The following is a 23,815-nucleotide window of genomic DNA, read 5'->3' as shown; positions in this document are numbered from 1 at the left end:
AATACCTTAACCCTATATGGTGAATTAAAAATGTCTCATACGATAAACCTTCCTCGAATTATGCAGGTTGGAAAAAATGCTCGAAGCCAGCTTCCTGCAATATTAAATAGCTTAGGAGCAAAAAAGCCTTTGATCATCACTGACAAAATGATGGTTACATTAGGTTATATCAATGAAATCCAGAACATACTCAAAACAGCAAATATTGAAAGCGACTATTTTGACGAGACTATTCCTGAGCCAACTTCTGCTTCAATCGAAGCAGGTGTAAATCATATTAGATCTCATCAATATGACTCCATCATTGCTGTAGGTGGCGGAAGCCCAATCGACAGTGCCAAAGCCATTAGTATTTTGGGCATGTTTGGTGGAGAAATTCGTGATTATAAATTTCCCCGACAAGTGAATGAGACTGGATTGCCTATTATTGCTGTTCCAACAACAGCAGGTACAGGTTCAGAATGTACTCGATTTACGATCATTACTGATGATAAAACCAGTGAAAAAATGCTGTGCGCAGGGTTAGGTTTTTTACCTGTGGCTGCAATCGTAGACTATGAGTTAACGATGTCAATGCCTGCCCGTACAACGGCTGATACTGGAATTGACGCACTCACGCATGCAATTGAAGCTTATGTTAGCAAAAAGGCAAGTCCATATAGTGATTCCCAAGCGATTGCAGCAATGAAGCTCATTGGTCCAAATCTACAGACCGTTTTTCACGAACCAAATAATGAATCTGCACGTGAAAAAATGATGCTCGGATCTACATTTGCAGGTATCGCATTTTCCAATGCCTCTGTTGCTTTAGTACATGGTATGAGTCGACCGATTGGTGCTTTTTTCCATGTTCCGCATGGATTATCTAATGCAATGTTACTACCGATGATTACTGAGTTTTCAATACACGCTGCACCAGAACGTTATGCAGACTGTGCTAAAGCAATGGGTGTTGCCCATATGGATGACTCTGACAATGTTGCAAATCAGAAACTTATCCAAGCATTAATCGAAATAAATAGAGACCTCAAAGTTCCAACATTAGCTGAATTTGGAGCTGATAAACAATTTTTCGATGAAATTGTCGAAACAATGGCTGAACAAGCACTCGCATCTGGTTCACCTTCCAACAACCCTGTCGTTCCTACAGTCACCGAAATAGTTTCACTATATAAGCAACTCTGGTAAGGCATATTTAATTCATTTTTCCACATCAAGAGGATAGATCCACATGGAATTAATCGGGCATTTTATTAATGGGACTCTGAATACCCAACATGCAAGAACTCAACCTGTTTACAATCCATCAACAGGTAAGCAAAGCAAGGAAGTAGCGCTTGCAACCAAAGCAACAGTTGAAGAAGCAATTGCCGCAGCTGAAGCAGCATTTCCTGAATGGCGAAATACTCCAGTGATTAAACGTGCACGTGTCATGTTTAAATTCAAAGAACTGCTGGAAAAAAATGCTGAAAAAATTTGCCAACTTATTGGTGAAGAACATGGAAAAATCATGCATGACGCTGCTGGCGAATTACAGCGTGGTATCGAAAACGTCGAGTATGCTTGTAGTGCACCTGAATTCTTAAAAGGCGAATTTAGTAAAAATGTTGGCCCATCTATTGATTCTTGGAGCGAATTCCAGCCATTAGGTGTAGTCGCTGGAATTACTCCATTTAACTTTCCAGCGATGGTTCCACTTTGGATGTTCCCTATGGCTATTGTCTGTGGAAATACCTTTATTTTGAAACCTTCTGAGCGTGACCCATCATCTACTTTGTTTATTGCGCAGTTGATGAAGGAAGCTGGATTACCAGATGGTGTACTCAATGTGGTAAATGGTGATAAAGAAGCTGTTGATACTTTACTTTTAGATACTCGTGTACAGGCTGTGAGTTTTGTCGGATCTACAGCGATTGCTGAGTATATTTATAAAACTGCTACAGCATCAGGAAAACGCTGCCAAGCCCTTGGTGGTGCAAAAAATCACGCAATTGTGATGCCTGATGCAGATTTGGATAATGTAGTTAGCTCTTTACTTGGCGCTGCGTTTGGTTCTTCTGGCGAACGCTGTATGGCACTTTCGGTTGCTGTGGCGGTAGGCGATGAAATTGCAGACCAAATGATAACTAAGCTTTCTGAAGCGATGAGTTCACTCAAATATGGTCCTTATTTGGATAAAAATAACGATTTTGGACCAGTCATTACAGCTCAACATAAAGCTAAAGTTGTAGGTTATATTAATAGTGCTGAAGAACAAGGTGCGAACATTGTGGTTGATGGTCGCGATGCTGCTCCAGTTGGTTATGAAAATGGTTTCTACGTTGGTGCCACACTCATTGATCAAGTCACTGCTGACATGACCAGTTATAAAGAAGAAATTTTTGGACCTGTATTACAAGTGATTCGTGTAAGTACAATGCAAGAAGCTATGAGCCTTATTGATAATCATGAATATGGTAATGGTACTTGTATTTATACACGTGACGGTGAAGCAGCCCGCTATTTCAGTGATAACATTAAAGTTGGTATGGTCGGAGTTAATATTCCGCTTCCTGTACCTGTTGCTTATCATAGTTTTGGTGGTTGGAAACGTTCATTATTTGGTGACTTATATGCGTATGGTCCAGATGGTGCCCGTTTCTATACTCGACGCAAAACCATTACTCAACGTTGGCCAAGTGCGAATGTTAGAGAAGGCGCACAATTTTCTATGCCGACTTTAAACTAAGATTAGCAAGCAAGATAAGGGGGAAGCTGTTATAGCTTCCCTTTTTTATTTAGTATCAATCAGATGACTCAGGTCGTTGGCAGCTTGACGCAATAGTGGTTCAAAAGCCAAAAGATCATCTAATGATTTACGTATGGTCGGTGCATGTACATATAAACATGCAACAATCTCTTCTTTTCTAAAGATTGGAACTGAACATGCCACCATACCTGAGATAAATTCTTCGTTATCTGTTCCAATTTGATTTGAATAAATTTGACTTAAATTTTCTTCAAGCAAGATTGGATTTGTAATGGTATTTTTAGTCATTTGCTCAATAGACAGATGTTCCAATATTTTTTTTCTACGTTGATCTGATTGAAAACTCAGTAGTAATTTCCCACTGGATGTACACCATAGTGGCACAGTTGAACCAATCGGTAGATAGACTTGTAAGGGCCAATTGGTCTGGATGCGGTCTGTGTATAGCATTTGATTGTTATGCAGTATAGCGATTCCACATGTTTCATTAATTTGCTCTGACAACTTTTGCAAAATCGCTAGTCTTTCTATTTTTAGGGGTTCTTGCTGCCATGCACTCATGAGCAAATCATAGGTTCGTTCTCCTACGATGTAACCTCCATAGGTATCTACCTTGATGAACTTTTCCTGCTCCAAGGTCTGTAAAAGTCGATGAATACTAGGTTTAGGAATATCCAATTCTACTGAGAGGTCTAAAGGGGTCGGAGGATGTTTGGCTGTTGAAATAGCCTCAATAATATCTAAAACTCGGGTTATTGATGAGCCTTTTCTATTCATTGTAAGTACTCGAAAGTCAAAGGTAGTTACCTGTGCAAAAAGAATAATATAATCTTTCAAATTATAAGTGATGTATAGGCTTCATCCTAATGATTGCTGAATGTTTTTAGCACCTTGGGTTTTACAAATTAAATTAGAGCAAACAATCATCTAATATTCTACAATAGTAGTTATGAATACAATCTCTAGAGCAAGATTCACATAATCCACAAGGGTATGATAGCTTTGCGAGATAGATTTTTCTAATTTTGATCCTACTTATTTAAAAGAAAACTCCGAGGATTAATTGCGAATAAACATTAGTATCTGCTTTACCCAACTGTAAGCCACCTTCAGATGAGCTCTTCTTCGGGTTAAAGAGACCAACTAATGGGCTGACAAAGTAGTGTTCTTTTATTAGCCATCTTGCATAGATATCCACTTCACTACCACTATAATCGTAAGCCGATTTATCCATAGTTTTGAAAGGCTTTGTTGCATAAAGCCTTTGACGGCAGAGTTTTCCTAAGTTGCTAAAATTTAGGTTACAACTTGGGTATGAGGTCTGCCTAATTCTGTAAATTTATTTAATACGGCTACGCGTGCATGGATCTCATTCACTTGGCTGTCAAAATTCCTAGCACTGAGTTTATCGCCTAATAACTTAATGCAATGCATCTTAGTTTCAACCAAACTTCGCCGATGATAGCTTGACCATTTTTTCCATAGTGTCCTGCCTAAACGTTTAACTGTTCGAAGTAATTCATTTCGCTCTAGCGAGCTGATCTTTGTATCTTTCCATGGTTTCGCATTTTTTCTAGGTGGAATCACCGCATGCGCTTGCCTATCTGCAATGACCTGACGGCATTTCTTGGTGTCATAAGCTCCATCGGTATAAACAGAGTCAATCTGCTCATCTTGTGGAATCTGATTAAGTAAATCACCAAGCACCTGTGAATCACTGACATTATTGGTTGTAAGCTGAACTGCTCGTATTTGTAGGGTTTTAGCATCTATACCAATATGAAGTTTACGCCATTGGCGACGATATTCAGGTCCATGTTTCTTGCGTTTCCATTCGCCCTCACCTAGAAACTTCATGCCTGTAGAGTCCATGAGTAGATGCAGCCCATCGCTACTTTTTTGGTAGCTGATTACAATATCAATATGCTTTTGTCTTCTACAAAGCGTGGTGTAATCTGGAGCTATCCAATTTAATCCGCAAAGTTTAATCAGACTTTGCACAAAACCTGTGACCATACGTAAAGAGAGTCTGAATAAAGATTTGATCATTAAACAGCATTGAATAGCGGTGTCAGAGTAAGTTTGATTTCGACCATGCTTGCCTTGTGATTGTGCATACCACTGGGTCTTTGGATCGAACCAAATGGCAATATTCCCACGATTAATGAGAGCTCGGTTATATGCGGGCCAATTGGTTGTGCGGTAGATTTTTTGTGTAGGCTTCTTCATTTGAAAATTATATTGCTGAAGAAGCCCTTAAGAACAGCTTTGTGCAACAAAGCCCAGTGAAAGTAATATTTTCTTTTACGAACTGGATGGCAATTCCTCGTTTGACCAGTTTATCTACTTCAGTGACTAAATCTTTTAAGCTTCGAGCAAAACGACCCATGGAATGTACAATCACCCTGTCCCCTTCCCGGACATAGTTCAACAGGCACTGTTGCAAATAACCACGAATGGTAAGCTGAAGACTGTTTTAGCTAAAGGTGCAGCATATGAATCCTTTCCATGGTCGGCATTTTCAGGGCGAAATCATTCTTTGGGCTATGCGCTGGTATTGTAAATATGGCATTAGCTATCGTGAACTGCAGGAAATGCTGGCCGAACGGGGTGTGAATGTTGATCACACGACTATTTACCGTTGGGTTCAACGTTATACGAATCTAAAAATGGGAGCCTATAGCTCCCATTTTTATTGTTAAACGTTGAATCCTATATGTTTTCCTGTTGGAAGCTCTACATCAATACGGAGCTTCCCACCCATTGCCTCAACATACTTTTTCATGGTTGAAATCTTAAGATCATTGCCACGATTTTCTATTGCTGAAAGCGATGGCTGTTTTATTCCCAAAGTTTCAGCAAGCTCTTTTTGAGAAATTTCGAGTTCTTCACGAATAAGATGAAGCTGATTTTCTAGCAGTAATTCATCTGCCATTTTTTGAATACGGGCTTGGCTCTCTGGAGAGCGGCTAGCTAACAATTCTTGCAGAGTCTTAGCCATTAGATTTATCTCCTAGGGTAGTGAGATGAAGTTGGTATTGTTCATCTGCAATATCCAGCATGTCTTTATAAAAACGCTTTTTACCGCCTTTATCAGCAATACATAGAACAATAGCCTGTCGTAAGGGATCAAATGCGAAGAAAGCTCTTAAGGGTCTGCCGCGATGTTGAACGCGCAGTTCTTTCATATTGGTAAATTTAGACTCATACACAGTATCTACTAAAGGGCGGCCTAAACTCGGCCCCTGCTGCTGTAGAACAACCAGGGCAGCTAGGACCTTCTCTTGAGTAGATTCATCTTGCTGTTCAAGCCACTGATTAAATAGATCTGTCGTAATGACTGTCCACATACCACAACCAAAATATAGATTATAATCTATATTTTAGAGGCATTATGCTTGTTTTGCAAATGAGAAATGATAGGTAATAAAAAACCCCGGCATCCTGCCGGGGTTTTTCATGTTTTCTCATGTGCTTTCAATATCCTCGGATCCCTATCGAATAACTTATAATTATTGTTTTATGTTATGAAACTTCCTGTTCCCGATGAGTTCATCATAGGAAAATTCCAGTATCGCGGATAGCCGCAAAGGGCCGAGTTTCATGTGCGCCAGAGCGTACAAAATAGCCTAAATTTTATCCACAGCAATTGGGGATATTTTTGGAACCTGGATCCGTATGAAATGGGCACTGATTGCCAAATTGATCATTTATTGATCAAATTTCTTGGCAAAATGTTACAGATTCGCTTAAAAACTCACCAACTTATTACAAAAGCCATTTTTTGTGCATTTTGTGATCATGGTGAAATTTTTAAGTTATTGATATTTAAATTAATATACAAGTGTACTTCGTATAACCGCCATTATGTTAAATGGATACCTAACTGATATCTATTTAACAAACATTCATTTTCAAAATGAATTAGTATTCGACACAAATCTTGCCGAAATGTTCTCCATTTTTTTGAAATTCAAAAGCTCTTTCTAGATCCTTAAATTTAAAAATATTGCTAATGATCGGATAGAAAGAGTAGTTTTCTAGAGCGTTAACAAATTGATTCTGTTGTTCTCTATTCCCTACGACTAACCCTTGAATATGTTGCTGTTTGATTACTATATTTGCTGTATTGATAGGAGCTTGTACACCACTTAATACGCCAATTAATGCAATATGACCACCTACTTTACAAGCAACTGTTGATTGTTCAAAAGTATTGGCTCCTCCAACTTCAACAACATGATCCACTCCTTTACCATTGGTTAATTCAAGGACTTTATTTCCCCATAGTGGTGTTTCTCGATAATTAATAACATGATCAGCCCCTAACTCTTTCAATCTAGCTATTTTTGCTTCAGATGATGATGTAGCAATTACGTTTGCACCCAACTCCTTCGCAATTTGTAAGGCAAAAAGCGAAACACCTCCTGTACCTAATACTAATACAGTCTCTCCCTTCTTGATCTGACCATTAATAACTAAAGCTCGCCACGCTGTTAGACCTGCTGTAGTTAATGTTGCTGCTTGTATATGTGAATAATTTTTAGGTGCTAATGTGAAGCTGCTAGCCGGTTTTACAACAACTTCTTGTGCAAAACCATCAATTCCATCACCTGGAACCGTTGAGAAATCACCAACTTCAGGAGATCCGTTTAGCCAAGTTGGGAAGAACGTAGAGATTACATGATCGCCAACGTTGAATTCAGTGACATCTGAACCTAATTCTTCAACGATTCCTGAACAATCAGCCATAGGAATGCGTCCATTTTGAGTTGGCATATGCCCAGAAACAACTCCTAAATCATGATAATTCAAGGATGTTGCATAGACTCTTACTTTAATATCATTTTTATTTATGACATTTGGCTCTTCAATATTGGTGAACTCTAACTTTGCCTGATTGTTTAAATTATTAATTCTAATTGCTTTCATTGATTAATTGCCTTCAATTAAAATTGGGAACATTGGATTGCCATTAATACTGTTTTCAGCAAGAACTTCTTCCTGCATCACATCCCAATGTTCAATAATCTTTCTATTCTCGATTCTGAAAATATCAACAGCAATCATATTTTTACCTTGCCAACCAGTATATTTTCCATGAACCATGACGTAGTCACCTACTTCAGAAGCTAAACTGGCTTGATAGGTTGGAGTTGGATCTGGACTCGTGATGAATGCGCGTAAAACGTCTAAACCATTCGGCATATTAGGGTTATGTTGAATCATATTTCCTTCCCAATATGCTTCGGCTTCATCTAAATCACGTTTATTAAAAACGATGTCTAAATAGCGTAATACGAGATCTTTATTCGTCATAACTACTCTCCATTTTGCAAAAGTTAGTTATACTACTTACACTATACTAAATATAGTACTTACAAAAATGTAAGTAATATGAGAGAGCTAAATTTATGGAATCGCTTACCGATAAAGTCCGCTATGGTGAACTAAAAACTGTTGATTGTCCTTCTAGAGAAGTCTTCAAACATGTAACAAGCTTATGGGCTGTTTTATGCTTAATTGCATTAAGAAGTAGCACATTAAGATTTAGTGAATTAAGGAGGAAAGTACCGGGTGTAAGTGAAAAAATGCTATCACATACGTTAAAGAATCTAGAGTTAGATGGTTTTATAAACCGTAAAGTTTATGATGTTGTTCCCCCACATGTGGAATATTCATTGACGCCACTGGGAAAAGAAATCGCTCAGCATGTGATTGAATTAGCTGATTGGATTGAACTCAATATTCCGAAGATTATGTCCTTTAGAAGAAGCTAATAACCAATACTCATAGTATTGAGTCGAAACTTACATTAGTGTAAGTACTTACATTTTGTAAGTGTTTTGTATAACCTAATGTTGTCTACTTTTAAAGTTATTAGATCAAGAAGGTAATACAATGAAAATCGCAATTACAGGCGCAACAGGACAACTTGGAAAACTCATTATTGAGGCACTGCTAAAAGAAATAGATGCTTCAGATATTATTGCTTTGGTTCGTGATGAAAATAAGGCTAAAGACCTTGAGAATAAAGGCATTGAGCTTCGACCTTTTGATTATGATCTACCAGAAACATTGGTTCCTGCTCTTAAAGGAGTAGATAAATTATTATTAATTTCGGCTAATGAAGTTGGTCGAAGAACACCACAGCATAAAGCTGTTGTTGATGCTGCTATTGAAGCGCAAGTTCCTTATATTGCATATACAAGTTTATTACGGGCAAATACGAACTTACTAGCTTTGGCAAAAGAACATCGGGAAACAGAAAGCTTAATTCAACAAAGTGGTTTACAGTACACACTTCTTCGCAACAATTGGTACAACGAAAATTATATATCTAATATTCAACAGGTTGCAGATCATGGCGTTTTGTATGGTAGTGCTTTAGATAGTAAAATTAGTTCAGCATCTCGGCAAGATTATGCTGAAGCTGCGGCTAAAGTTTTAACCTCAGAAGGTCATGAAGGTAAAATTTATGAGTTAGCTGGATCTAATTCTTTTACTTTATATGATTTAGCAGCATATGTAACTCAAGCTTCAGCTAAGTCAGTTGTCTATCAAAATATTAGTCCCGAAGACTATTTAGCTGCATTAGTTAGCTTGGGCTTACCTGATGGATTAGCTCAAGTTATTGTTGATGCCGATGTTCAAGCTTTAAATGGTACTCTATATAGTGATAGCAAAGATTTAGAAAATATCTTGGGACGTAAAACAACGTCAATCAAGGATCAAATAATTTCTATGTTCTAGTTTGCATTAAATGAGGAAAGCCTACTTAACTGATAGATTAAGCTTTCCTAAAATTAACATAATGCACGTTATGCGAAGTAAAAATGTTAGAACCCATTTAAAGTGTCTATATTCTCACCAATAAAAATGTCTGGTCTATGATCCACATCAACATCATGGACTGGATAAAACTTGAGATGCTGATCACTATGTCTGATAAGGAAATACAACGTCTTGCAGTCCTGCAAGATGTTCGAGATCAACGTATTACACAAGTCCGTGCTGCTGAAATTCTGAATCTTTCAGCCCGTCAAATTACCCGGTTATTGCAGAAGCTAAAGCAAGACGGTGTTTCAGGCCTGACACATGCCAGTCGTGGCCAACCTGGTCATCATCGTCATGATGAAGCCGTAAAGTCTGAATGCCTTGCCATTATTTCTGAACATCTGCTGGGCTTTGGTCCAACCTTGGCTCATGAGAAGCTCAGCAGCATATTCGGTCTGAATATTCCTGTAGAAACGGTTCGACGCTGGATGACAGCCAATGAACTCTGGATTCCGCGATCCAAACGCCTGAAACGTCCATATCAGCCTAGATATAACCGTGATTGCTTCGGTGAATTGATCCAGATCGATGGCTCATATCATGACTGGTTTGAAGGTCGAGCTGCCAAATGCTGCTTGCTGGTCTATATTGATGATGCCACTGGAAAGCTGCTGCATCTGCGCTTTTGTGAGGCTGAAACCACCTTTGACTATATGCTTTCGACCAGAGCCTACATTGAGCAATATGGCAAGCCATTGGCCTTTTATAGTGACAAACATTCGGTATTCAGAGTGAACCAGAAATCCAGTCAGGACAGCCAGATCACGCAATTTGGACGAATTCTCAGCGAGTTAAACATTGATATTATCTATGCCAACTCACCACAGGCCAAAGGGCGTGTGGAACGAGCGAATAGAACACTACAAGACCGTTTGATTAAGGAAATGCGTCTGGAAGGCATCAGTTCGATTGCGGAAGCAAATGCATGGTTACCTTGCTTTATTGAGCAGTTTAACCAGAAGTTCGCCAAGTGTGCGAGAAACTCAAAGGATTTGCATCGTCCCTTAATAGAGTCTGATGCTGAGCTGGATGATGTGTTTACCTGGCAGGAACCGCGTAAGGTCACGAGGAGTCTGACCATTACTTATGACAAATGTATTTATCTGCTTGAGCCAACAGCGCTGAATCATAAGCTCGTTGGGCAATACATTACTTTCATGGAATATCCAGATGGTACTGTGGCAATCATGCATGAAGGACAGAAGATCAACTACAGTATTTTTAACAAGTTGTCTGGATTACAGCAGAATGAAGTGGTTGAGAATAAAAGATTAGGCTCAGTTCTGGCCCATATTCAGCAACAACATGAAGAGTTGGAAAAACAGAATAAACGTACTCGTGCCAAGAAAAGTATGCCAAGTCGTAAAGCTCAGAAAGCTGTGATTGAACAAAGAAATTTAAATCCTGTTCTTGACTGTTGTAATTAAAAACAGGACATTTTAAATGGTTTATCGCATAGACATTTTAATTGGGGAATAACAACTTGATATTTATCATTAAATTTCAGTATATTAGATCAAGCCGTTGTGGGGCATAGGGTACCAGAGCGGCTTTTTATTGATTATTTATGTTCCACGCTTAAAATTCGAACAATGTTTCATGATTTTTATAAGTTAAACTAAATTTAGTTGCCAATCCCAATAAGCTATTCACTAACTTGTAAATATCGGTATACCGCCTGACGACTAATCCCAAAAGCTTTTCCTAATGCCATTTTTGATGGATACTTCCCTTCCCTCCATGCTTGTCGTAAAGCTTCAGCTTGGTCAGGCTTTAGTTTATGCACCCGACCTTTGTACTTCCCCTGAGCAGAGGCGAGTTTTATTCCTTCCTTTTGCCGCTCTAAAATGATCTCACGTTCGAACTGTGCAAAAGCACCCATCAATTGCAGCATCAAATTATCCATCGGGGTGGATTCGGCCGTAAAAGTAATATTTTCTTTTACAAACTGGATGGCAATCCCTCGTTTGACCAGTTTATCTACTTCAGTGACCAAATCTTTCAGGCTTCGCGCAAAACGATCCATGGAATGTACAATCACCCTGTCCCCTTCCGGCACTGTTGCAAATAGGCTGACATGATAAGCTAAATATCTTATTTATTTCGAGATACAGCAGATGAATCCCTTCCACGGTCGGCACTTTCAAGGTGAAATCATTCTTTGGGCTGTTCGTTGGTATTGTAAATATGGCATCAGCTATCGTGAACTTCAAGAAATGCTCGCTGAACGAGGCATAAATGTGGATCACAGTACAATTTATCGTTGGGTTCAGCGTTATGCTCCAGAAATGGAAAAACGGTTACGCTGGTATTGGCGTAATCCTACAGATTTACATTCATGGCATATGGATGAGACTTATATCAAAGTGAAGGGGCGATGGACTTACCTGTATCGTGCAGTTGATCAACGGGGTCATACGATTGACTTTTACCTTTCCGCTAGACGGAACAGTAAATCAGCCTATAGTTTTCTAGGAAAGATCTTCAATACGGTGAAAAAATGGCAAATTCCACGGGTCATCAATACAGATAAAGCAGCGACCTATGGCCATGCTTTATCACGGTTAAAGCGAGAAGGAAAATGTCCAGTAGATATTGAGCACAGGCAGATTAAGTATAAAAATAATGTCATTGAATGTGATCATGGTAAGTTAAAGCGGATCATCAGGGCCACATTAGGATTCAAATCTATGAAGACGGCTTATGCCACAATTAAAGGTATTGAAGTCATGCGTGCACTACGTAAAGGACAAGCATCGTCATTTTATTATGGTCAGCCTCAAGGTGAAGTGTGTCTAATCAACAGGGTTTTCGGTCTCTAAGCACTTTTAAAAAGGAACTTCATCGACTCAAATCTCTATTTGCAACAGTGCCTAATAAAGAGCTGTACGGAGTCGAGGCGATTTGTAGAATTTTACCGATCGCACCCTCAACCTATTACCGGACTCTAGATCTCTGCGATGAGAAGCATTGCTTCGCAAGGGAACATCGAGCAAAGCGAGATTTACATGACTTGCATCATGCTGAGGAGATTAAACGAATTTGGAAGGAAAGTTCAGGTCGATATGGTGTACGTAAAGTCTGGCAAAAACTGAAACGTGAAGGCTATATTATTGCACGCTGTACTGTTGCTCGATTAATGAAAAAGCTAGGTATACAAGGTGTTTGGTGAGGTAAGAACAAACAAACCACCCGTAGCCGAGATGACCAAAAACGAGCAGATGATTTAGTGAAACGTAATTTTAGTGCTGATCGACCTGACCAATTATGGGTCAGTGACTTTACGTATATTCAAACTCATTCAGGCTGGGTTTATACTGCATTTATTATTGATGTGTTCTCACGAGCAATTGTTGGATGGAAAGTATCTACACGGATGAATACAGATATGGTACTCGATGCACTTGAGCAAGCATTGCACGATCGAGGCATGCCAAAGAATGTGATTCATCATTCCGATAGAGGTGTTCAATATCTTTCTATTCGCTATACCAATCGTTTAGAAGCTGCAAATTTACGAGCATCAGTCGGTACAACTGGTGATTCATACGATAATGCTTTGGCTGAAACGGTGAATGGCTTATACAAAACAGAGGTGATTGAATATCTAAAAGCAGATTGGCAAGGTTTAGCGGATGTACAACTTGCGACACTAAATTGGGTAGATTGGTTCAATAAAGAGCGTGTACATAGTGCACTAGGTTATGTATCACCTTTTGATTTTGAAGCAATGTACTATGATAAGATTAACCCGTTAGGTCAGGTGGCCTAACTTAAATAAAAAACTCTCCGACAAACCCGGTACGGTTCAAATGCTTTCTTGCCTTACAGTGGAATTGATAAAATAAAATTCAAGAATTGAACTATATAAACTGGAATTTTTAAAGCGATCTTATTTAACTTCTATAAAAATGCCAATAGCGTCTAAAGGATATAGCACTACTGGCATCATATACTAAGGCTGTTATAGATTTTTAGCCTTCACAGTGATGACTATATAATTTTCTCCTTCTGCTTTTAATTCAAAGTCAACTTTGTCTCCTACGGTTAAACCACTTAATAAAACCGGGTCAGCGACTTTAAAGCCCATAGTCATTGCTGGCCATTTAATCGCAGGAATGGCTTCATGGTCGAGTGTTAAAATATTTTCTTTCGTATCAATAGCAGTAATCACGCCAACGGCTTGAGCCGTTGTAGCGGTAGAAGACTCCTTATTCATCTGCTCCATAGGTGCGTCTGCTTTCTTCTGCTCTGATGCTTCATTTTTACTACATGCGCTTAATGCAGCAATAGTGGTAACAAGAGCAATAATTTTTATAAACTTCAACATAATAAAACCTCTTTAGACGAAATAATAAAACTATCAATTCTTTGATAGTTTTCTTTTGATTAAAAGCTGATATGCCGCAGGGATAACAAACATAGATAAGAGAGGGGCTGAAATCATGCCCCCAACCATAGGTAAAGCAATACGACTCATTAATTCAGAACCTGTTCCAGTCCCCAACAGAATAGGGATTAACCCCGCCAAAATGACAGCGACTGTCATTGCTTTAGGGCGAACACGTAGCACGGCCCCTGTATGAATTGCCTCATTGAGTTGTTGCTCTGTTAAGGATGCCGTTGAAGAAGATAGGCTTTGCTGTGCATGCTCAATTGCTTGCTTTAAATAGAACAACATGACTACACCAAACTCTGCGGCAACACCAGCAAGTGCAATAAAACCAACAGCAATCGCAACCGAAAAGTGATAATCACTCAAGTACATAGCCCAAATACCACCAATCAACGCAAAAGGTAGTGTTGCCATAATCAGAACAGCATCTTGTACTTGCCTAAAAATCAAATAGAGCAATAGAAAAATGATCATCAAAGTAATTGGAATAACAACTTTTAAGCGAGCATTCGCACGCTCCATGAACTCAAACTGTCCTGAATAGCTAATGCTCATGGCAGAAGAACGTTTTACTTTTTGGTCTATGGCCTGCTTCAAATCTTGTACAACCGAAGCTAAGTCACGTCCTTGTACATCGACATAGACCCAACCACTTGGACGGGCATTCTCACTTTTAAGCATTGGCGGCCCATCTGTAATTTGAATATTAGCAACACTACTCAAGACTATTTGTTGACCAGATTCTGTTAGAATCGGTAAATTTCTTAAGGCTTCCAGTGAATCTCGAATCTCTCGTGGGTAACGTACATTAATGGGATACCGTGCCAAGCCTTCAACAGTTTCTCCAATATTTTCCCCGCCAATCGCTGATGAGACGATTTGCTGTACATCTTTAATATTGAGACCATATCGCGCAGCCTGCATACGGTTAATATCGACATCAACATATCGACCACCTGTGAGCCGTTCAGCTAAAGCTGAACTAACACCGGGCACCTGTTTAGCCACTTGTTCAATTTGCTGTGCTACCCGATCAATATCTTGCAGATCATTTGCTGAAATCTTAATCCCGATTGGACTTTTCACCCCAGTTGCCAACATATCAATCCGGTTACGGATAGGTGGCACCCAAATGTTTGTTAAACCCGGTACTTGGACTGCCTTATCTAGTTCTTTTATCAATTTGTCAGGTGTCATACCTGAACGCCATTCAGACCGTGGTTTGAACTGAATCGTGGTTTCAAACATTTCTAATGGTGCAGAATCTGTGGCTGACTCAGCGCGACCAGCTTTACCGAATACTGTTGCAACTTCAGGAACGGTTTTAATCATTCGATCAGTCTGTTGGAGTAGCTCAGAAGCTTTTGCTGCGGACAATCCCGGTAAAGCTGAAGGCATATACAGTAAATCACCTTCATCCATATTGGGTAGAAACTCCCCACCTAAGCGTGTTAAAGGGAAAAGACTAATAAGGAAAATTAGCAATGCACCAAGTAAAATTGTCTTTGGATGAGCTAAAACCTTATCCAACATAGGGCTGTATATTTTGATCAGAAAACGGTTCAGTGGATTACGCTGTTCAGAAGGTAATTTCCCTCGAATCCAATAACCCATTAAAACAGGAATCAGGGTAATGGATAAACCAGCTGCCGCTGCCATGGCATAGGTTTTGGTAAACGCCAGAGGCGAGAACAAACGTCCTTCTTGTGCCTGTAAAGTAAAAATAGGAATAAAAGATAAGGTAATGATAAGTAAGCAAAAAAATAAAGCAGGACCAACTTCACTGGCGGAACGGGCAATAATATTCCAGCGTGCTTGAGTTTCTAATACTTGATTGGGATGTTCATGCTGCCAAGTCTCTATATGCTTATGTGCATTTTCAACCATCACAACCGCTGCATCAACCATAGCACCAATAGCAATGGCAATCCCCCCCAATGACATGATATTGGCATTTAGGCCCTGATAGTACATGACTAAGAAAGCCGACAAAATCCCAAGTGGTAAAGAAACAATAGCTACCATTGCTGATCGTAAATGCCAGAGGAAAAGTCCACAGACTAAAGCCACCACAATAAATTCTTCAATTAATTTATGACTGAGATTCTCGACTGCCCGATCAATCAGTTTACTGCGATCATATACAGGAACAACTTGCACTCCTTTAGGTAAACTTTGTTGCAATTCAGCCAGTTTTGCTTTCACAGCAGTAATCGTTTCACGTGCATTCTTACCGGCCCGTAAAATCACAACACCGCCAACAATTTCACCTTGTCCATTCAGCTCAGTGATACCACGACGCATTTCCGGTCCGAGTTGAATAGTTGCAACATCGCCTAAAGTAACAGGAATCCCAAAACTATTTGTTTTTATCGGGATCTGTCGAAAATCTTCTAATGTCTTTAAATAACCAGAAGCTCGTACCATATATTCAGTTTCAGCCATCTCCAGAACTGAACCACCGGTTTCTTGATTGGCCTTTTGAATCGCTTCAATGACATTGTTTTGAGTAACTCCTAAGGCGGCCATTTTACTTGGATCTAAAACAACCTGATATTGCTTCACCATTCCCCCAATCGTGGCAACTTCAGCCACATTGGGTAATGTCTTTAGTTCATACTTTAAAAACCAGTCTTGTATGCTTCTCAGTTGTGAAAGGTCATGTTGTCCTGTTGGATCAACTAACGCATATTCATAAACCCAGCCAACGCCTGTGGCATCTGGCCCTAATGAAGATTTCGCATTTGCAGGCATTTTTCCCTGAATCTGATTTAGATATTCCAATACACGCGAACGGGCCCAATAAAGATCGGTATGTTCATCAAAAATGACATATACAAATGAATCACCAAAAAAAGAATAACCACGAACAGTTTTAACACCAGGTACTGATAACATCGTTGTTGTTAAAGGGTACGTCACCTGATTTTCAACAATTTGTGGTGCCTGACCTGGGTAATTAGTTCTGACAATCACTTGCACATCAGATAAATCTGGTAAAGCATCAACCGGAGTATTTTTTACAGCCCAAACACCCCAAGCTGCCAGAATTAAAGCTGCCAATAAGACAAATACACGATTCAAAATTGAAAAACGAATAATACGGGCGATCATAATAGTTCTCCCGTTAGTTCTTCAAAGATGCCATAGACATCTTTGAAATGTCAGAAATGACATAAGAATTTCCAACTTTTGTAAAACTAAAGTTGACCTGGTCACCTTGCTGAATTCGGGTAAATGGTTGTACGGGCTGTTTAAAGCTCATGGTCATAGCACCCCAGCCCAACTCAGGAATAGCTTGGTGTGAAATGGTAATATCTTGATTTGTGACTTTTTCAACTTTACCAAGACCTTGATATGTTGACCTCTTAATCGTTTGAGATGATGCAATTGGTTGCCCAGTGTTGAGCTTATCCAATACGCCTTGCAAATTTGCTTCAGAATCAATCAGAAATTGTCCTGAAATCACTACTCTCTGACCAGCTTTCAACCCTTGTAGGACTGCAATTTTATTGCCATCACTTTGCCCTAACTGTACAACAACTGGTTCAAAACGCCCTTGCTCACGCCCTACAATGACAACATTCCGAGTACCTGTCCGTATAACAGCTTGCTCTGGTACAACCAAACTGCTTTGGGGATTATTTATTATATTGACAGAAGCAAACATCCCTGGCTTAAGTTGACCACTAGGATTTGGTAATTCAATCCGAACTTTAATAGTTCTTGATGTTGTATCTAAGGTAGGCAAAATGTCGATAACTTTGCCAGTTACTTTTTGAGAAAAAGCAGCAAAATTGGCTTCTACACTCATACCTCGTTTGATTCCAGCAATTTGTTTTTCAGGAACGGCTGCCTCTAGCCAAATCGGGTTGATACCTTTAATTGTGGCCAAGGTTTGTCCCATAGCCAAAGCCATACCATTGCGGACTTCTAGTGAATCAATAAATCCACTAATGGGAGCTTGCAAAGTTATATTAGATTGCACTCGACGAGTTCGCTCAACTTGATGAATCACATTTTGTGGTATTCCTAAAAGCTGCAAACGTTGACGGCTTGCTTGAATAAGGGAACGATCTCCAGTACGGAGCACAGCTAAAAATTCAGTTTGCTCTCCAGTCCATTCGGGTATTGAAATATCAGCTATAGGGCTTCCTTCGGTCACCATATCTCCAACAGCATGCCCATACACTCGCTGAACAAAGCCACTTGCTCTAGTTTGTAAAATAGCTGTTTGCCGTTCATTTGCTTGTAATATGCCATTAGTAAACATGGCATTTCCAATTACAGCCTGTTCAACAGTGCCGTAACGGATGGCTAAATTTTGTTGAAGAGTTGGATCTATTTTGACTGTAGGACGACTTTCATCCGTCATCGTAGTATTTTCGTCTGCATATTTAGGTACCAGTTGCATGTCCATAAATGGAGACTTGCCTGGCTTATCAAAATGCTGTCCTGGTTTCATTGGATCGTACCAATAAAGCACTTTAGCATCCTGCTTCTGGCTTACCGATGCCGATTGAGAACCCTCTTCCTGATGAGCAAACCAATATCCGGCACCGCCACCTACGACAAGACTAATTGTGGCAACTCCCATGACAGTCATTGCCAATTTATTTCTTAACATTATGGCTGCTCCTCAGCATGGTTTAAGGTCGGCTCTTCAAAGGCAAAATAAAGTTGGGCTTTAGTCACAGCCTGTTGTTGTTGGAGATCAATGAGACGCAAACGTTGTTCTAAAAGAGATTGTCGGGCAGTAATAACATCAGACAAATTGCTTTTACCAGCTTGGTAGCTTGCCAACTGTAAACCCACTTTTTGTTTAGCGAGTGGAATACTTATTTGCATTGCACGTCTAATTTGCTGATCAAGCGCATCGAGATCGGATAGCCCGTCATCTAACTTCGTGAGATGTTCACGGTATTGGGCTTCTTGATCCGCAGTAATCCTGTTTTGCTCGTCTAGGGCTGCCTGAATGAGGGGACCACTACGTTTTTTTGAAAATACAGGAAGCTCAGTTGTCAGTTGTACACCGATCATATCGCCAAACTCTGGGGCACGATGCAGGTATGCAAGCTCAATACCCCAATCAGGTTTTTGTAAAGCCTGAGCTTGTTTCAATTTTGCTTCAGCAGTTAGCTTTTCAGCCTGAAAAGCTTTTAATTCAGGATGCTGATGCAAGTTATGATACAGCTTTGATGTATCAAGATGGATGGATGGAGCTTGGTCAGGTAAGGTTTCAATTTGAGAGGGATTTCCAGTTTGCTCTACACTGACCAACCGATGTAATTCTAGTTTGGCTTTATTTAAATCACGAAGTAAATCATCCTTCCGGTCAAGTAATACAGTGGCTTCTTGTTTTGGATCAAGTGCATCAGCAACAATTGTCCGACCGGATGTGACCTGTGTCTGTGTGATTTGAGAAAGTAATCGATTTTCTGAAAACAGTTCATCATATAGCGCCAATTTACGCTCAAGATAAAAGCGTTTAAGCCAAGCAGATGCGACTTTCTGACGTAACTCAATACGTAGAATCTCAGTTTGAGCAGTAGCTGAACCCAATTCAGCTTTTGCTAACTCGACCTCGGCTTGTCTTTTGGCGCGGTTTGGAAAATCTTGCATAACACCAATTTTATGCATGGTCATGCCATCTTGTGTGACTGACCATGACGCATCACCAGATATAGGATAATTCTCCAAACCGAAAAATAATTTAGGGTTGGGTAAAATGCCAGAAGCTGAAACTACATTCTCAGCCCCTTCAATTCGAGCACTATTTGCTCTAAGGGTAGGTGCATATTGCTCCGCAAGTTTTAAGGCTGTATCCAAAGTTAGTGGTTCGGCATAAGCATGACCATAACTCAAGAGAAAGCAAACTGCGGTTATTGACCATCCACCCCATTTTAGGGACAGCTTTTCTTTATTAAAGTTCATATTTTTAGCTCTAAAATGATGTACACGCGCACGTGCAGAACATCCATAGAAAACTCTATGAATGATGATTAGTCATCAAATTAATTAGAGCGTGGGGGTTTCCATAAATTGGAAGGATCAGATGAGGTGAAATTTTGATTTAATGGAGAAAAAGCAGACTGTTCCACAGGGGAAGAAACCATAGATTGCAAAACACCTAGTGCTGTAGATGTATATGCAATTTTAGAAAATGACATAATACAATCTTGCTTAGACATACATGATGGATCATGTAATTGCTTCTTAATCTGTACTTCAGCTTTCATACAATCCATGTGCATAGCACTTGCTTTTTCATGATCTTCAGAATTCATCATTTGCATGGATTGCATATCTTGAGATGACATTAAACATGGACTATGTACAGATGAAGCTACTGCTGCCGATCCTACGATGAGGATAGCAAATGATAAAAACAGCGAAAGGCATGTTTTTAACCAGTGCATAATGTCATGACCAAAATTTAAGCTTTTTTAGTTTTACAGATTTAGAAAAAATTAGCAATTTTATTCATTAAAATAGCAGCCTTAAGGCTGCTATTTTAATATCGAGACAAATTAAAAAACTAATTCAATACCTGCACCATATAGCCATCCCTTTTCAGAATCTGTTGCTTCTTGAAAAGGAGTTGATTTTTTTCCTTTCTCATATTGATAGGCTATATCAACAAATGGTCTGATACGTTTGGTAATCTCATAACGAGTTTTAATACCTGTCTTCAATTCTGACAATCCCGTCTTTGATGCAAAGTCAGAATTATCATTAAACACAACATCTGCTTCAATATATGGCTGAGTAATCAACTTTTGAGTGAGTAATAAATCACGGTCGAAATCAAAACTAGCTCCCCAGAAGTTGTCTTTTCCACCATAAAGGTAAGCTTTGGTCTCAAAGAAATAAGGAGCAAGACCTAATATACCAACAACACCATCGACTCGATCGCTGTTCTTGTTATTTTTATCCTCGCTGTATCTTAGACCAGCTTGTACATCCCAAAATGGTGCTACATTACGGCTATAAAGTGCAGACACATCATAATTGGGATCATTACTCTCTGCTTTATTCAGATTGGCTTCAACAAATACTCGATTCTCATCTGTTCCAATCAATGTTTCGAAACTAGAACCTAAACTACCCTTACCATCGTTATCAATTACCCACTCATTGGAAAATTTAGTTGTTTGGTAAATCTGTCCACCATGCTCGTTCAGATGTTTATCATGATTTTGGCTAAGAGCTAATTTGCCTTTTGAAGTATTTTGAGCAGCATTACGTTCAACATAGCCTAATCCTCCAGCTTCTTTTAAAAGCACATTCATACTTGACGTACTCTTATTTAGATTTTCAGTCGAATTATCATTAGCAAATGCCATACCTGCTAAACCAATTAAAGCAACTGATAAAAGTGTTTTTGAAAAAAGTTTTTTAGTGGTTTGCATGTTGATTCACTCCCTTATCATTTGCATGGGGTTGGGCAACGATACTTTTTGAATCAACATCATTGCTATCTACATTTGCCACAATGAGTTTGTTCATCATTCCAGCTGCCATGTGATATAACAAATGGCAGTGGATAGCCCATTCACCTAATTCATCAGCAGTAAGTAAAGTTGTAACTGTTTTCCCTGGTGGCACAATGATCGTGTGTTTATTTGGCATATTACTTGGATCTTGACCATTTTCAAGCTGCATAAACATACCGTGCAAGTGCATTGGGTGAGCCATCATACTGTCATTCACAAATTTCAAGCGTATACGTTCCCCATATTTCACTTTGAATGGTTCTGTTTCATTAAACTTCTTACCATTAATTGTCCAAATGTAGCGCTCCATATTCCCACCAAGACGGATTTCCATTTCACGTTCAGGGGCACGAGTGTCTTTTTGAGGATCTAACGATTGCAAATCACTATATTGCAATGCTTTATTACCTTCAGGTGTTGAAGCATTTGCCCATCCAAATACGGTATTATCATTCTTGTCTGAAGCCGCCTTGACAGTAGCGCTATTCATCGGCATATCATGATCCATACCTTTCATAGAAGACATATCGTGATTCATGCCTTTCATAGAAGACATATCATGATCCATACCTTTCATAGAAGACATATCGTGATTCATGCCTTTCATAGAAGACATATCATGATCCATACCTTTCATAGAAGACATATCGTGATTCATGTCTTTCATAGATGACATGTCATGGCTCATCCCCATATCTTCCATAGTTAATAAAGCACGAGGGCGAGATTTAGGCATCTCAATTTGTTTGACTGCTGGGCTGCTTTCTTCATGTAATGTTCCCACTGAAAAACCGGTACGATCAATAGATTCAGCTTCAATTTGGTAATGTGCTTGTTTTGGTTCCACAATGACATCATAGGTTTCAGCAGTACCAATACGGAACTCATCTACAGGAACCGGCTTTACAGGTTGACCATCAGCACTGACTACAGTCATTTTTAGGTTTGGAATGCGTACATCAAAGAATGACATAGCGGAAGCATTAATAAAACGAAGGCGAACTTTTTCACCAGCTTTGAAGTTACCGGTCCAGTTTTGCTGAGGTGTCTTGCCATTCATTAAAAATGTATAACCAGTCACATCGGACATATCTGTTTTCAGCATTCGCATCTGATTCCACATAGAACGGTCTTGCCAAGTCGCTTTTAGCCCATCACGTTTAACTTGTTTTAATACATCGAATACTGTTTCGCGGCGGTTCTGATAGTAGTCTGCTTCTTTTTTAATATTTTTCATAATTTGATCACTTGTCGAATTATGAAAATCAGAAAGCAAAACCACATAATCTCTATCAGTTTTTTCAGCAGCTGTTAGTGGAGTTTTATCTTTAGGATAAATAACAAAAGCACCATATAAACCGTCTTGTTCTTGTCCTTTACTATGTGAATGATACCAATAAGTACCATTTTGGCGGACTTTAAACTTATATTCATAAGTTTTATTAGGGGCAATGCCATGAAATTTGTTAAATCCAGGTACACCATCCATAATTCCAGGTAATAATAAGCCATGCCAATGGATTGAAGAGTCCTGATTTTTTAACTTATTGTGAACACGGATAACGGCCTCATCACCTTCTTCAAATTCAAGAAGTGGTGCAACGAATTTACCATTTACAGTAATTCTCTCAACTGGTTTTCCTGTGATATTTACAGTTTGTTCAGCGATTGTTAAATCATATTCTTTAACTGCCGCCATTACCCAAGTTGATGAAAATAAACCAACTCCAATTAAGAGTATATGACTTAACTTTTTTGACATTCTATCTCACCTTTAGAAAGGTCAAGATTGAAGTAATAAAGCAAATATTTAGTATAAACTTTAATACTTCTTTCTCGCTATTTATAAAATTATTTATTGCTACTAGGCATATTCATCTTTGAATGATCCATTTTAGAATGGTCCATATTCATCATAGAATGATCCATTTTTGACATGTCAGATGAGTTAGGAGACTGATGTTGACTATGATCTTGCTGAGTCTTGTCATCTTTTTCCATTTTACAAGGTTTTGTACAAGGTTCCTGTGCTTTTACCGTTTTAGTGGCACTTGAGGTTGATACATCTTTTGCCCAAGATTGAGTACCAGCAATTAAAGTTCCAGCACACATTAAAATTGTTAGACTACGACGCACTACAGTTTTCATAAGTTTCTCTAAAAGTTAATTTCTTGCTACTACAATAAAGTGAAGCACTGAACATCTAAGTGACTTGAAAATGACATTTTTGTAATCTATCTCGATTAGATGTTTTATAACGTTATTATAGTTTTAATGAATGACTTAGGATTCGGAAATGAGAATACTATTAGTTGAAGATGAACAAAAAACTGGTGT

General features: G+C 39.1%; 20 protein-coding genes and 4 pseudogenes. 8 read left to right on the top strand and 16 right to left on the bottom strand.

What is annotated here, in order from left to right; translation table 11 throughout:
* The first annotated feature begins 30 nt into the window (after positions 1-30).
* Together ACWQ4X_RS13720 and ACWQ4X_RS13715 are read left to right on the top strand one after the other, a co-directional pair.
* The gene (locus tag ACWQ4X_RS13720) at positions 31-1,188 is read left to right on the top strand and encodes an iron-containing alcohol dehydrogenase (RefSeq protein WP_457904023.1); all 1,158 of its coding nucleotides are present in this window, start codon (positions 31-33) and stop codon (positions 1,186-1,188) included.
* A 43-nt stretch (positions 1,189-1,231) separates the two neighbouring features.
* A complete protein-coding gene (locus ACWQ4X_RS13715; protein WP_457904022.1) occupies positions 1,232-2,728 on the top strand; it encodes a CoA-acylating methylmalonate-semialdehyde dehydrogenase in 1,497 nt (498 codons plus the stop codon).
* A gap of 45 nt (positions 2,729-2,773) precedes the next feature.
* Here ACWQ4X_RS13715 and ACWQ4X_RS13710 read toward each other — a convergent pair whose 3' ends face one another.
* The 3 genes and pseudogenes from ACWQ4X_RS13710 to ACWQ4X_RS13700 all read right to left on the bottom strand — a co-directional run.
* Entirely contained in the window at positions 2,774-3,526 is a 753-nt protein-coding gene (locus ACWQ4X_RS13710; protein WP_457904021.1) for an IclR family transcriptional regulator, read from the bottom strand.
* A gap of 519 nt (positions 3,527-4,045) precedes the next feature.
* Positions 4,046-4,978 (bottom strand): IS5 family transposase, encoded by a 933-nt coding sequence (locus ACWQ4X_RS13705; protein ID WP_457904020.1) that lies wholly within the window; start codon positions 4,976-4,978, stop codon positions 4,046-4,048.
* 55 nt (positions 4,979-5,033) lie between these two features.
* Positions 5,034-5,189, bottom strand: a pseudogene (locus ACWQ4X_RS13700) (recombinase family protein); the annotation flags it as partial.
* 55 nt (positions 5,190-5,244) lie between these two features.
* On the opposite strand from ACWQ4X_RS13700, the pseudogene ACWQ4X_RS13695 reads away from it, so the two are divergent.
* Positions 5,245-5,406: pseudogene (locus ACWQ4X_RS13695) on the top strand (IS6 family transposase); the annotation flags it as partial.
* Between the two features lie 41 nt (positions 5,407-5,447).
* Here ACWQ4X_RS13695 and ACWQ4X_RS13690 read toward each other — a convergent pair.
* The 4 genes from ACWQ4X_RS13690 to ACWQ4X_RS13675 all read right to left on the bottom strand — a co-directional run bounded on the left by ACWQ4X_RS13690 (position 5,448) and on the right by ACWQ4X_RS13675 (position 8,068).
* Positions 5,448-5,750, bottom strand: a complete 303-nt coding sequence (locus ACWQ4X_RS13690; protein WP_001140620.1) for a helix-turn-helix domain-containing protein — start codon at positions 5,748-5,750, stop codon at positions 5,448-5,450.
* Positions 5,743-6,099: a type II toxin-antitoxin system RelE/ParE family toxin gene (locus tag ACWQ4X_RS13685; RefSeq protein ID WP_000269911.1), complete on the bottom strand. Its 357-nt coding sequence runs from the start codon at positions 6,097-6,099 to the stop codon at positions 5,743-5,745. Before ACWQ4X_RS13685 ends, ACWQ4X_RS13690 begins: the two co-directional genes overlap by 8 nt.
* A 574-nt stretch (positions 6,100-6,673) precedes the next feature.
* Positions 6,674-7,681, bottom strand: a complete 1,008-nt coding sequence (locus ACWQ4X_RS13680) for a zinc-dependent alcohol dehydrogenase family protein (RefSeq protein WP_457904019.1) — start codon at positions 7,679-7,681, stop codon at positions 6,674-6,676.
* Positions 7,682-7,684: 3 nt separating this feature from the next.
* A complete protein-coding gene (locus tag ACWQ4X_RS13675; protein ID WP_457904018.1) occupies positions 7,685-8,068 on the bottom strand; it encodes a nuclear transport factor 2 family protein in 384 nt (127 codons plus the stop codon).
* 95 nt (positions 8,069-8,163) lie between these two features.
* On the opposite strand from ACWQ4X_RS13675, the gene ACWQ4X_RS13670 reads away from it, so the two are divergent.
* From ACWQ4X_RS13670 to ACWQ4X_RS13660, 3 genes are all read left to right on the top strand, one after another.
* Positions 8,164-8,529, top strand: a complete 366-nt coding sequence (locus ACWQ4X_RS13670; protein WP_457904017.1) for a winged helix-turn-helix transcriptional regulator — start codon at positions 8,164-8,166, stop codon at positions 8,527-8,529.
* A 121-nt stretch (positions 8,530-8,650) separates the two neighbouring features.
* Positions 8,651-9,502, top strand: a complete 852-nt coding sequence (locus tag ACWQ4X_RS13665; RefSeq protein ID WP_457904016.1) for an SDR family oxidoreductase — start codon at positions 8,651-8,653, stop codon at positions 9,500-9,502.
* A gap of 176 nt (positions 9,503-9,678) precedes the next feature.
* Complete coding sequence (locus ACWQ4X_RS13660; RefSeq protein WP_457904051.1) at positions 9,679-11,013, top strand: ISNCY family transposase; 1,335 nt, start codon at positions 9,679-9,681, stop codon at positions 11,011-11,013.
* A gap of 218 nt (positions 11,014-11,231) precedes the next feature.
* Here ACWQ4X_RS13660 and ACWQ4X_RS13655 read toward each other — a convergent pair.
* Positions 11,232-11,645 (bottom strand): annotated as a pseudogene (locus ACWQ4X_RS13655) (recombinase family protein); the annotation flags it as partial.
* Positions 11,646-11,703: 58 nt separating this feature from the next.
* Between ACWQ4X_RS13655 and ACWQ4X_RS13650 the strand changes: the two are divergent.
* Together ACWQ4X_RS13650 and ACWQ4X_RS13645 are read left to right on the top strand one after the other, a co-directional pair.
* Positions 11,704-12,408 carry an IS6-like element IS1008 family transposase gene (locus ACWQ4X_RS13650; RefSeq protein ID WP_001067783.1) on the top strand — a complete coding sequence of 235 codons (705 nt, stop codon included), beginning with the start codon at positions 11,704-11,706 and terminating at the stop codon, positions 12,406-12,408.
* Between the two features lie 53 nt (positions 12,409-12,461).
* A pseudogene (locus tag ACWQ4X_RS13645) lies at positions 12,462-13,358 on the top strand (IS3 family transposase); the annotation flags it as partial.
* A 192-nt stretch (positions 13,359-13,550) separates the two neighbouring features.
* Here ACWQ4X_RS13645 and ACWQ4X_RS13640 read toward each other — a convergent pair.
* The 8 genes from ACWQ4X_RS13640 to ACWQ4X_RS13605 form a co-directional block, all read right to left on the bottom strand.
* Positions 13,551-13,916, bottom strand: coding sequence for a copper-binding protein (locus tag ACWQ4X_RS13640; RefSeq protein WP_119690357.1), 366 nt, complete (start codon positions 13,914-13,916; stop codon positions 13,551-13,553).
* 33 nt (positions 13,917-13,949) lie between these two features.
* Complete coding sequence (locus ACWQ4X_RS13635; RefSeq protein WP_151832968.1) at positions 13,950-17,096, bottom strand: efflux RND transporter permease subunit; 3,147 nt, start codon at positions 17,094-17,096, stop codon at positions 13,950-13,952.
* A 13-nt stretch (positions 17,097-17,109) separates the two neighbouring features.
* A complete protein-coding gene (locus ACWQ4X_RS13630) occupies positions 17,110-18,609 on the bottom strand; it encodes an efflux RND transporter periplasmic adaptor subunit (protein WP_058971418.1) in 1,500 nt (499 codons plus the stop codon).
* Positions 18,609-19,916: a TolC family protein gene (locus tag ACWQ4X_RS13625; protein WP_457904015.1), complete on the bottom strand. Its 1,308-nt coding sequence runs from the start codon at positions 19,914-19,916 to the stop codon at positions 18,609-18,611. The genes ACWQ4X_RS13630 and ACWQ4X_RS13625 overlap by 1 nt, the downstream gene beginning before the upstream one ends.
* Before the next feature lie 80 nt (positions 19,917-19,996).
* On the bottom strand, positions 19,997-20,401 hold the full coding sequence (locus tag ACWQ4X_RS13620) for a hypothetical protein (RefSeq protein WP_006581738.1): 405 nt from the start codon (positions 20,399-20,401) through the stop codon (positions 19,997-19,999).
* A 111-nt stretch (positions 20,402-20,512) separates the two neighbouring features.
* Positions 20,513-21,394 carry a copper resistance protein B gene (locus ACWQ4X_RS13615; RefSeq protein WP_004637557.1) on the bottom strand — a complete coding sequence of 294 codons (882 nt, stop codon included), beginning with the start codon at positions 21,392-21,394 and terminating at the stop codon, positions 20,513-20,515.
* The gene (locus ACWQ4X_RS13610; protein WP_457904014.1) at positions 21,381-23,240 is read right to left on the bottom strand and encodes a copper resistance system multicopper oxidase; all 1,860 of its coding nucleotides are present in this window, start codon (positions 23,238-23,240) and stop codon (positions 21,381-21,383) included. The genes ACWQ4X_RS13615 and ACWQ4X_RS13610 overlap by 14 nt, the downstream gene beginning before the upstream one ends.
* A gap of 89 nt (positions 23,241-23,329) precedes the next feature.
* Positions 23,330-23,626, bottom strand: coding sequence for a hypothetical protein (locus ACWQ4X_RS13605; protein WP_004281865.1), 297 nt, complete (start codon positions 23,624-23,626; stop codon positions 23,330-23,332).
* Positions 23,627-23,815 lie beyond the last annotated feature (189 nt).

The organism is Acinetobacter sp. NigerLNRRAM0016 (genome assembly GCF_054112845.1).
The sequence above is the reverse complement of the archived record's forward strand: the minus strand, read 5'-3'. Positions and strand labels throughout refer to the sequence as shown.

Excerpts from the sequence above, each read along its gene's own strand:
- ACWQ4X_RS13670 (WP_457904017.1), top strand. The coding sequence starts at position 8,164 with ATGGAATCGCTTACCGATAAAGTCCGCTATGGTGAACTAAAAACTGTT.
- ACWQ4X_RS13715 (WP_457904022.1), top strand. The coding sequence starts at position 1,232 with ATGGAATTAATCGGGCATTTTATTAATGGGACTCTGAATACCCAACAT.
- ACWQ4X_RS13630 (WP_058971418.1), bottom strand. The coding sequence starts at position 18,609 with ATGTTAAGAAATAAATTGGCAATGACTGTCATGGGAGTTGCCACAATT.
- ACWQ4X_RS13610 (WP_457904014.1), bottom strand. The coding sequence starts at position 23,240 with ATGTCAAAAAAGTTAAGTCATATACTCTTAATTGGAGTTGGTTTATTT.
- ACWQ4X_RS13620 (WP_006581738.1), bottom strand. The coding sequence starts at position 20,401 with ATGCACTGGTTAAAAACATGCCTTTCGCTGTTTTTATCATTTGCTATC.
- ACWQ4X_RS13680 (WP_457904019.1), bottom strand. The coding sequence starts at position 7,681 with ATGAAAGCAATTAGAATTAATAATTTAAACAATCAGGCAAAGTTAGAG.
- ACWQ4X_RS13675 (WP_457904018.1), bottom strand. The coding sequence starts at position 8,068 with ATGACGAATAAAGATCTCGTATTACGCTATTTAGACATCGTTTTTAAT.
- ACWQ4X_RS13650 (WP_001067783.1), top strand. The coding sequence starts at position 11,704 with ATGAATCCCTTCCACGGTCGGCACTTTCAAGGTGAAATCATTCTTTGG.
- ACWQ4X_RS13720 (WP_457904023.1), top strand. The coding sequence starts at position 31 with ATGTCTCATACGATAAACCTTCCTCGAATTATGCAGGTTGGAAAAAAT.
- ACWQ4X_RS13660 (WP_457904051.1), top strand. The coding sequence starts at position 9,679 with ATGCTGATCACTATGTCTGATAAGGAAATACAACGTCTTGCAGTCCTG.
- ACWQ4X_RS13665 (WP_457904016.1), top strand. The coding sequence starts at position 8,651 with ATGAAAATCGCAATTACAGGCGCAACAGGACAACTTGGAAAACTCATT.
- ACWQ4X_RS13685 (WP_000269911.1), bottom strand. The coding sequence starts at position 6,099 with ATGTGGACAGTCATTACGACAGATCTATTTAATCAGTGGCTTGAACAG.
- ACWQ4X_RS13635 (WP_151832968.1), bottom strand. The coding sequence starts at position 17,096 with ATGATCGCCCGTATTATTCGTTTTTCAATTTTGAATCGTGTATTTGTC.
- ACWQ4X_RS13605 (WP_004281865.1), bottom strand. The coding sequence starts at position 23,626 with ATGAAAACTGTAGTGCGTCGTAGTCTAACAATTTTAATGTGTGCTGGA.
- ACWQ4X_RS13690 (WP_001140620.1), bottom strand. The coding sequence starts at position 5,750 with ATGGCTAAGACTCTGCAAGAATTGTTAGCTAGCCGCTCTCCAGAGAGC.
- ACWQ4X_RS13615 (WP_004637557.1), bottom strand. The coding sequence starts at position 21,394 with ATGCAAACCACTAAAAAACTTTTTTCAAAAACACTTTTATCAGTTGCT.
- ACWQ4X_RS13640 (WP_119690357.1), bottom strand. The coding sequence starts at position 13,916 with ATGTTGAAGTTTATAAAAATTATTGCTCTTGTTACCACTATTGCTGCA.
- ACWQ4X_RS13710 (WP_457904021.1), bottom strand. The coding sequence starts at position 3,526 with ATGAATAGAAAAGGCTCATCAATAACCCGAGTTTTAGATATTATTGAG.
- ACWQ4X_RS13625 (WP_457904015.1), bottom strand. The coding sequence starts at position 19,916 with ATGAACTTTAATAAAGAAAAGCTGTCCCTAAAATGGGGTGGATGGTCA.
- ACWQ4X_RS13705 (WP_457904020.1), bottom strand. The coding sequence starts at position 4,978 with ATGAAGAAGCCTACACAAAAAATCTACCGCACAACCAATTGGCCCGCA.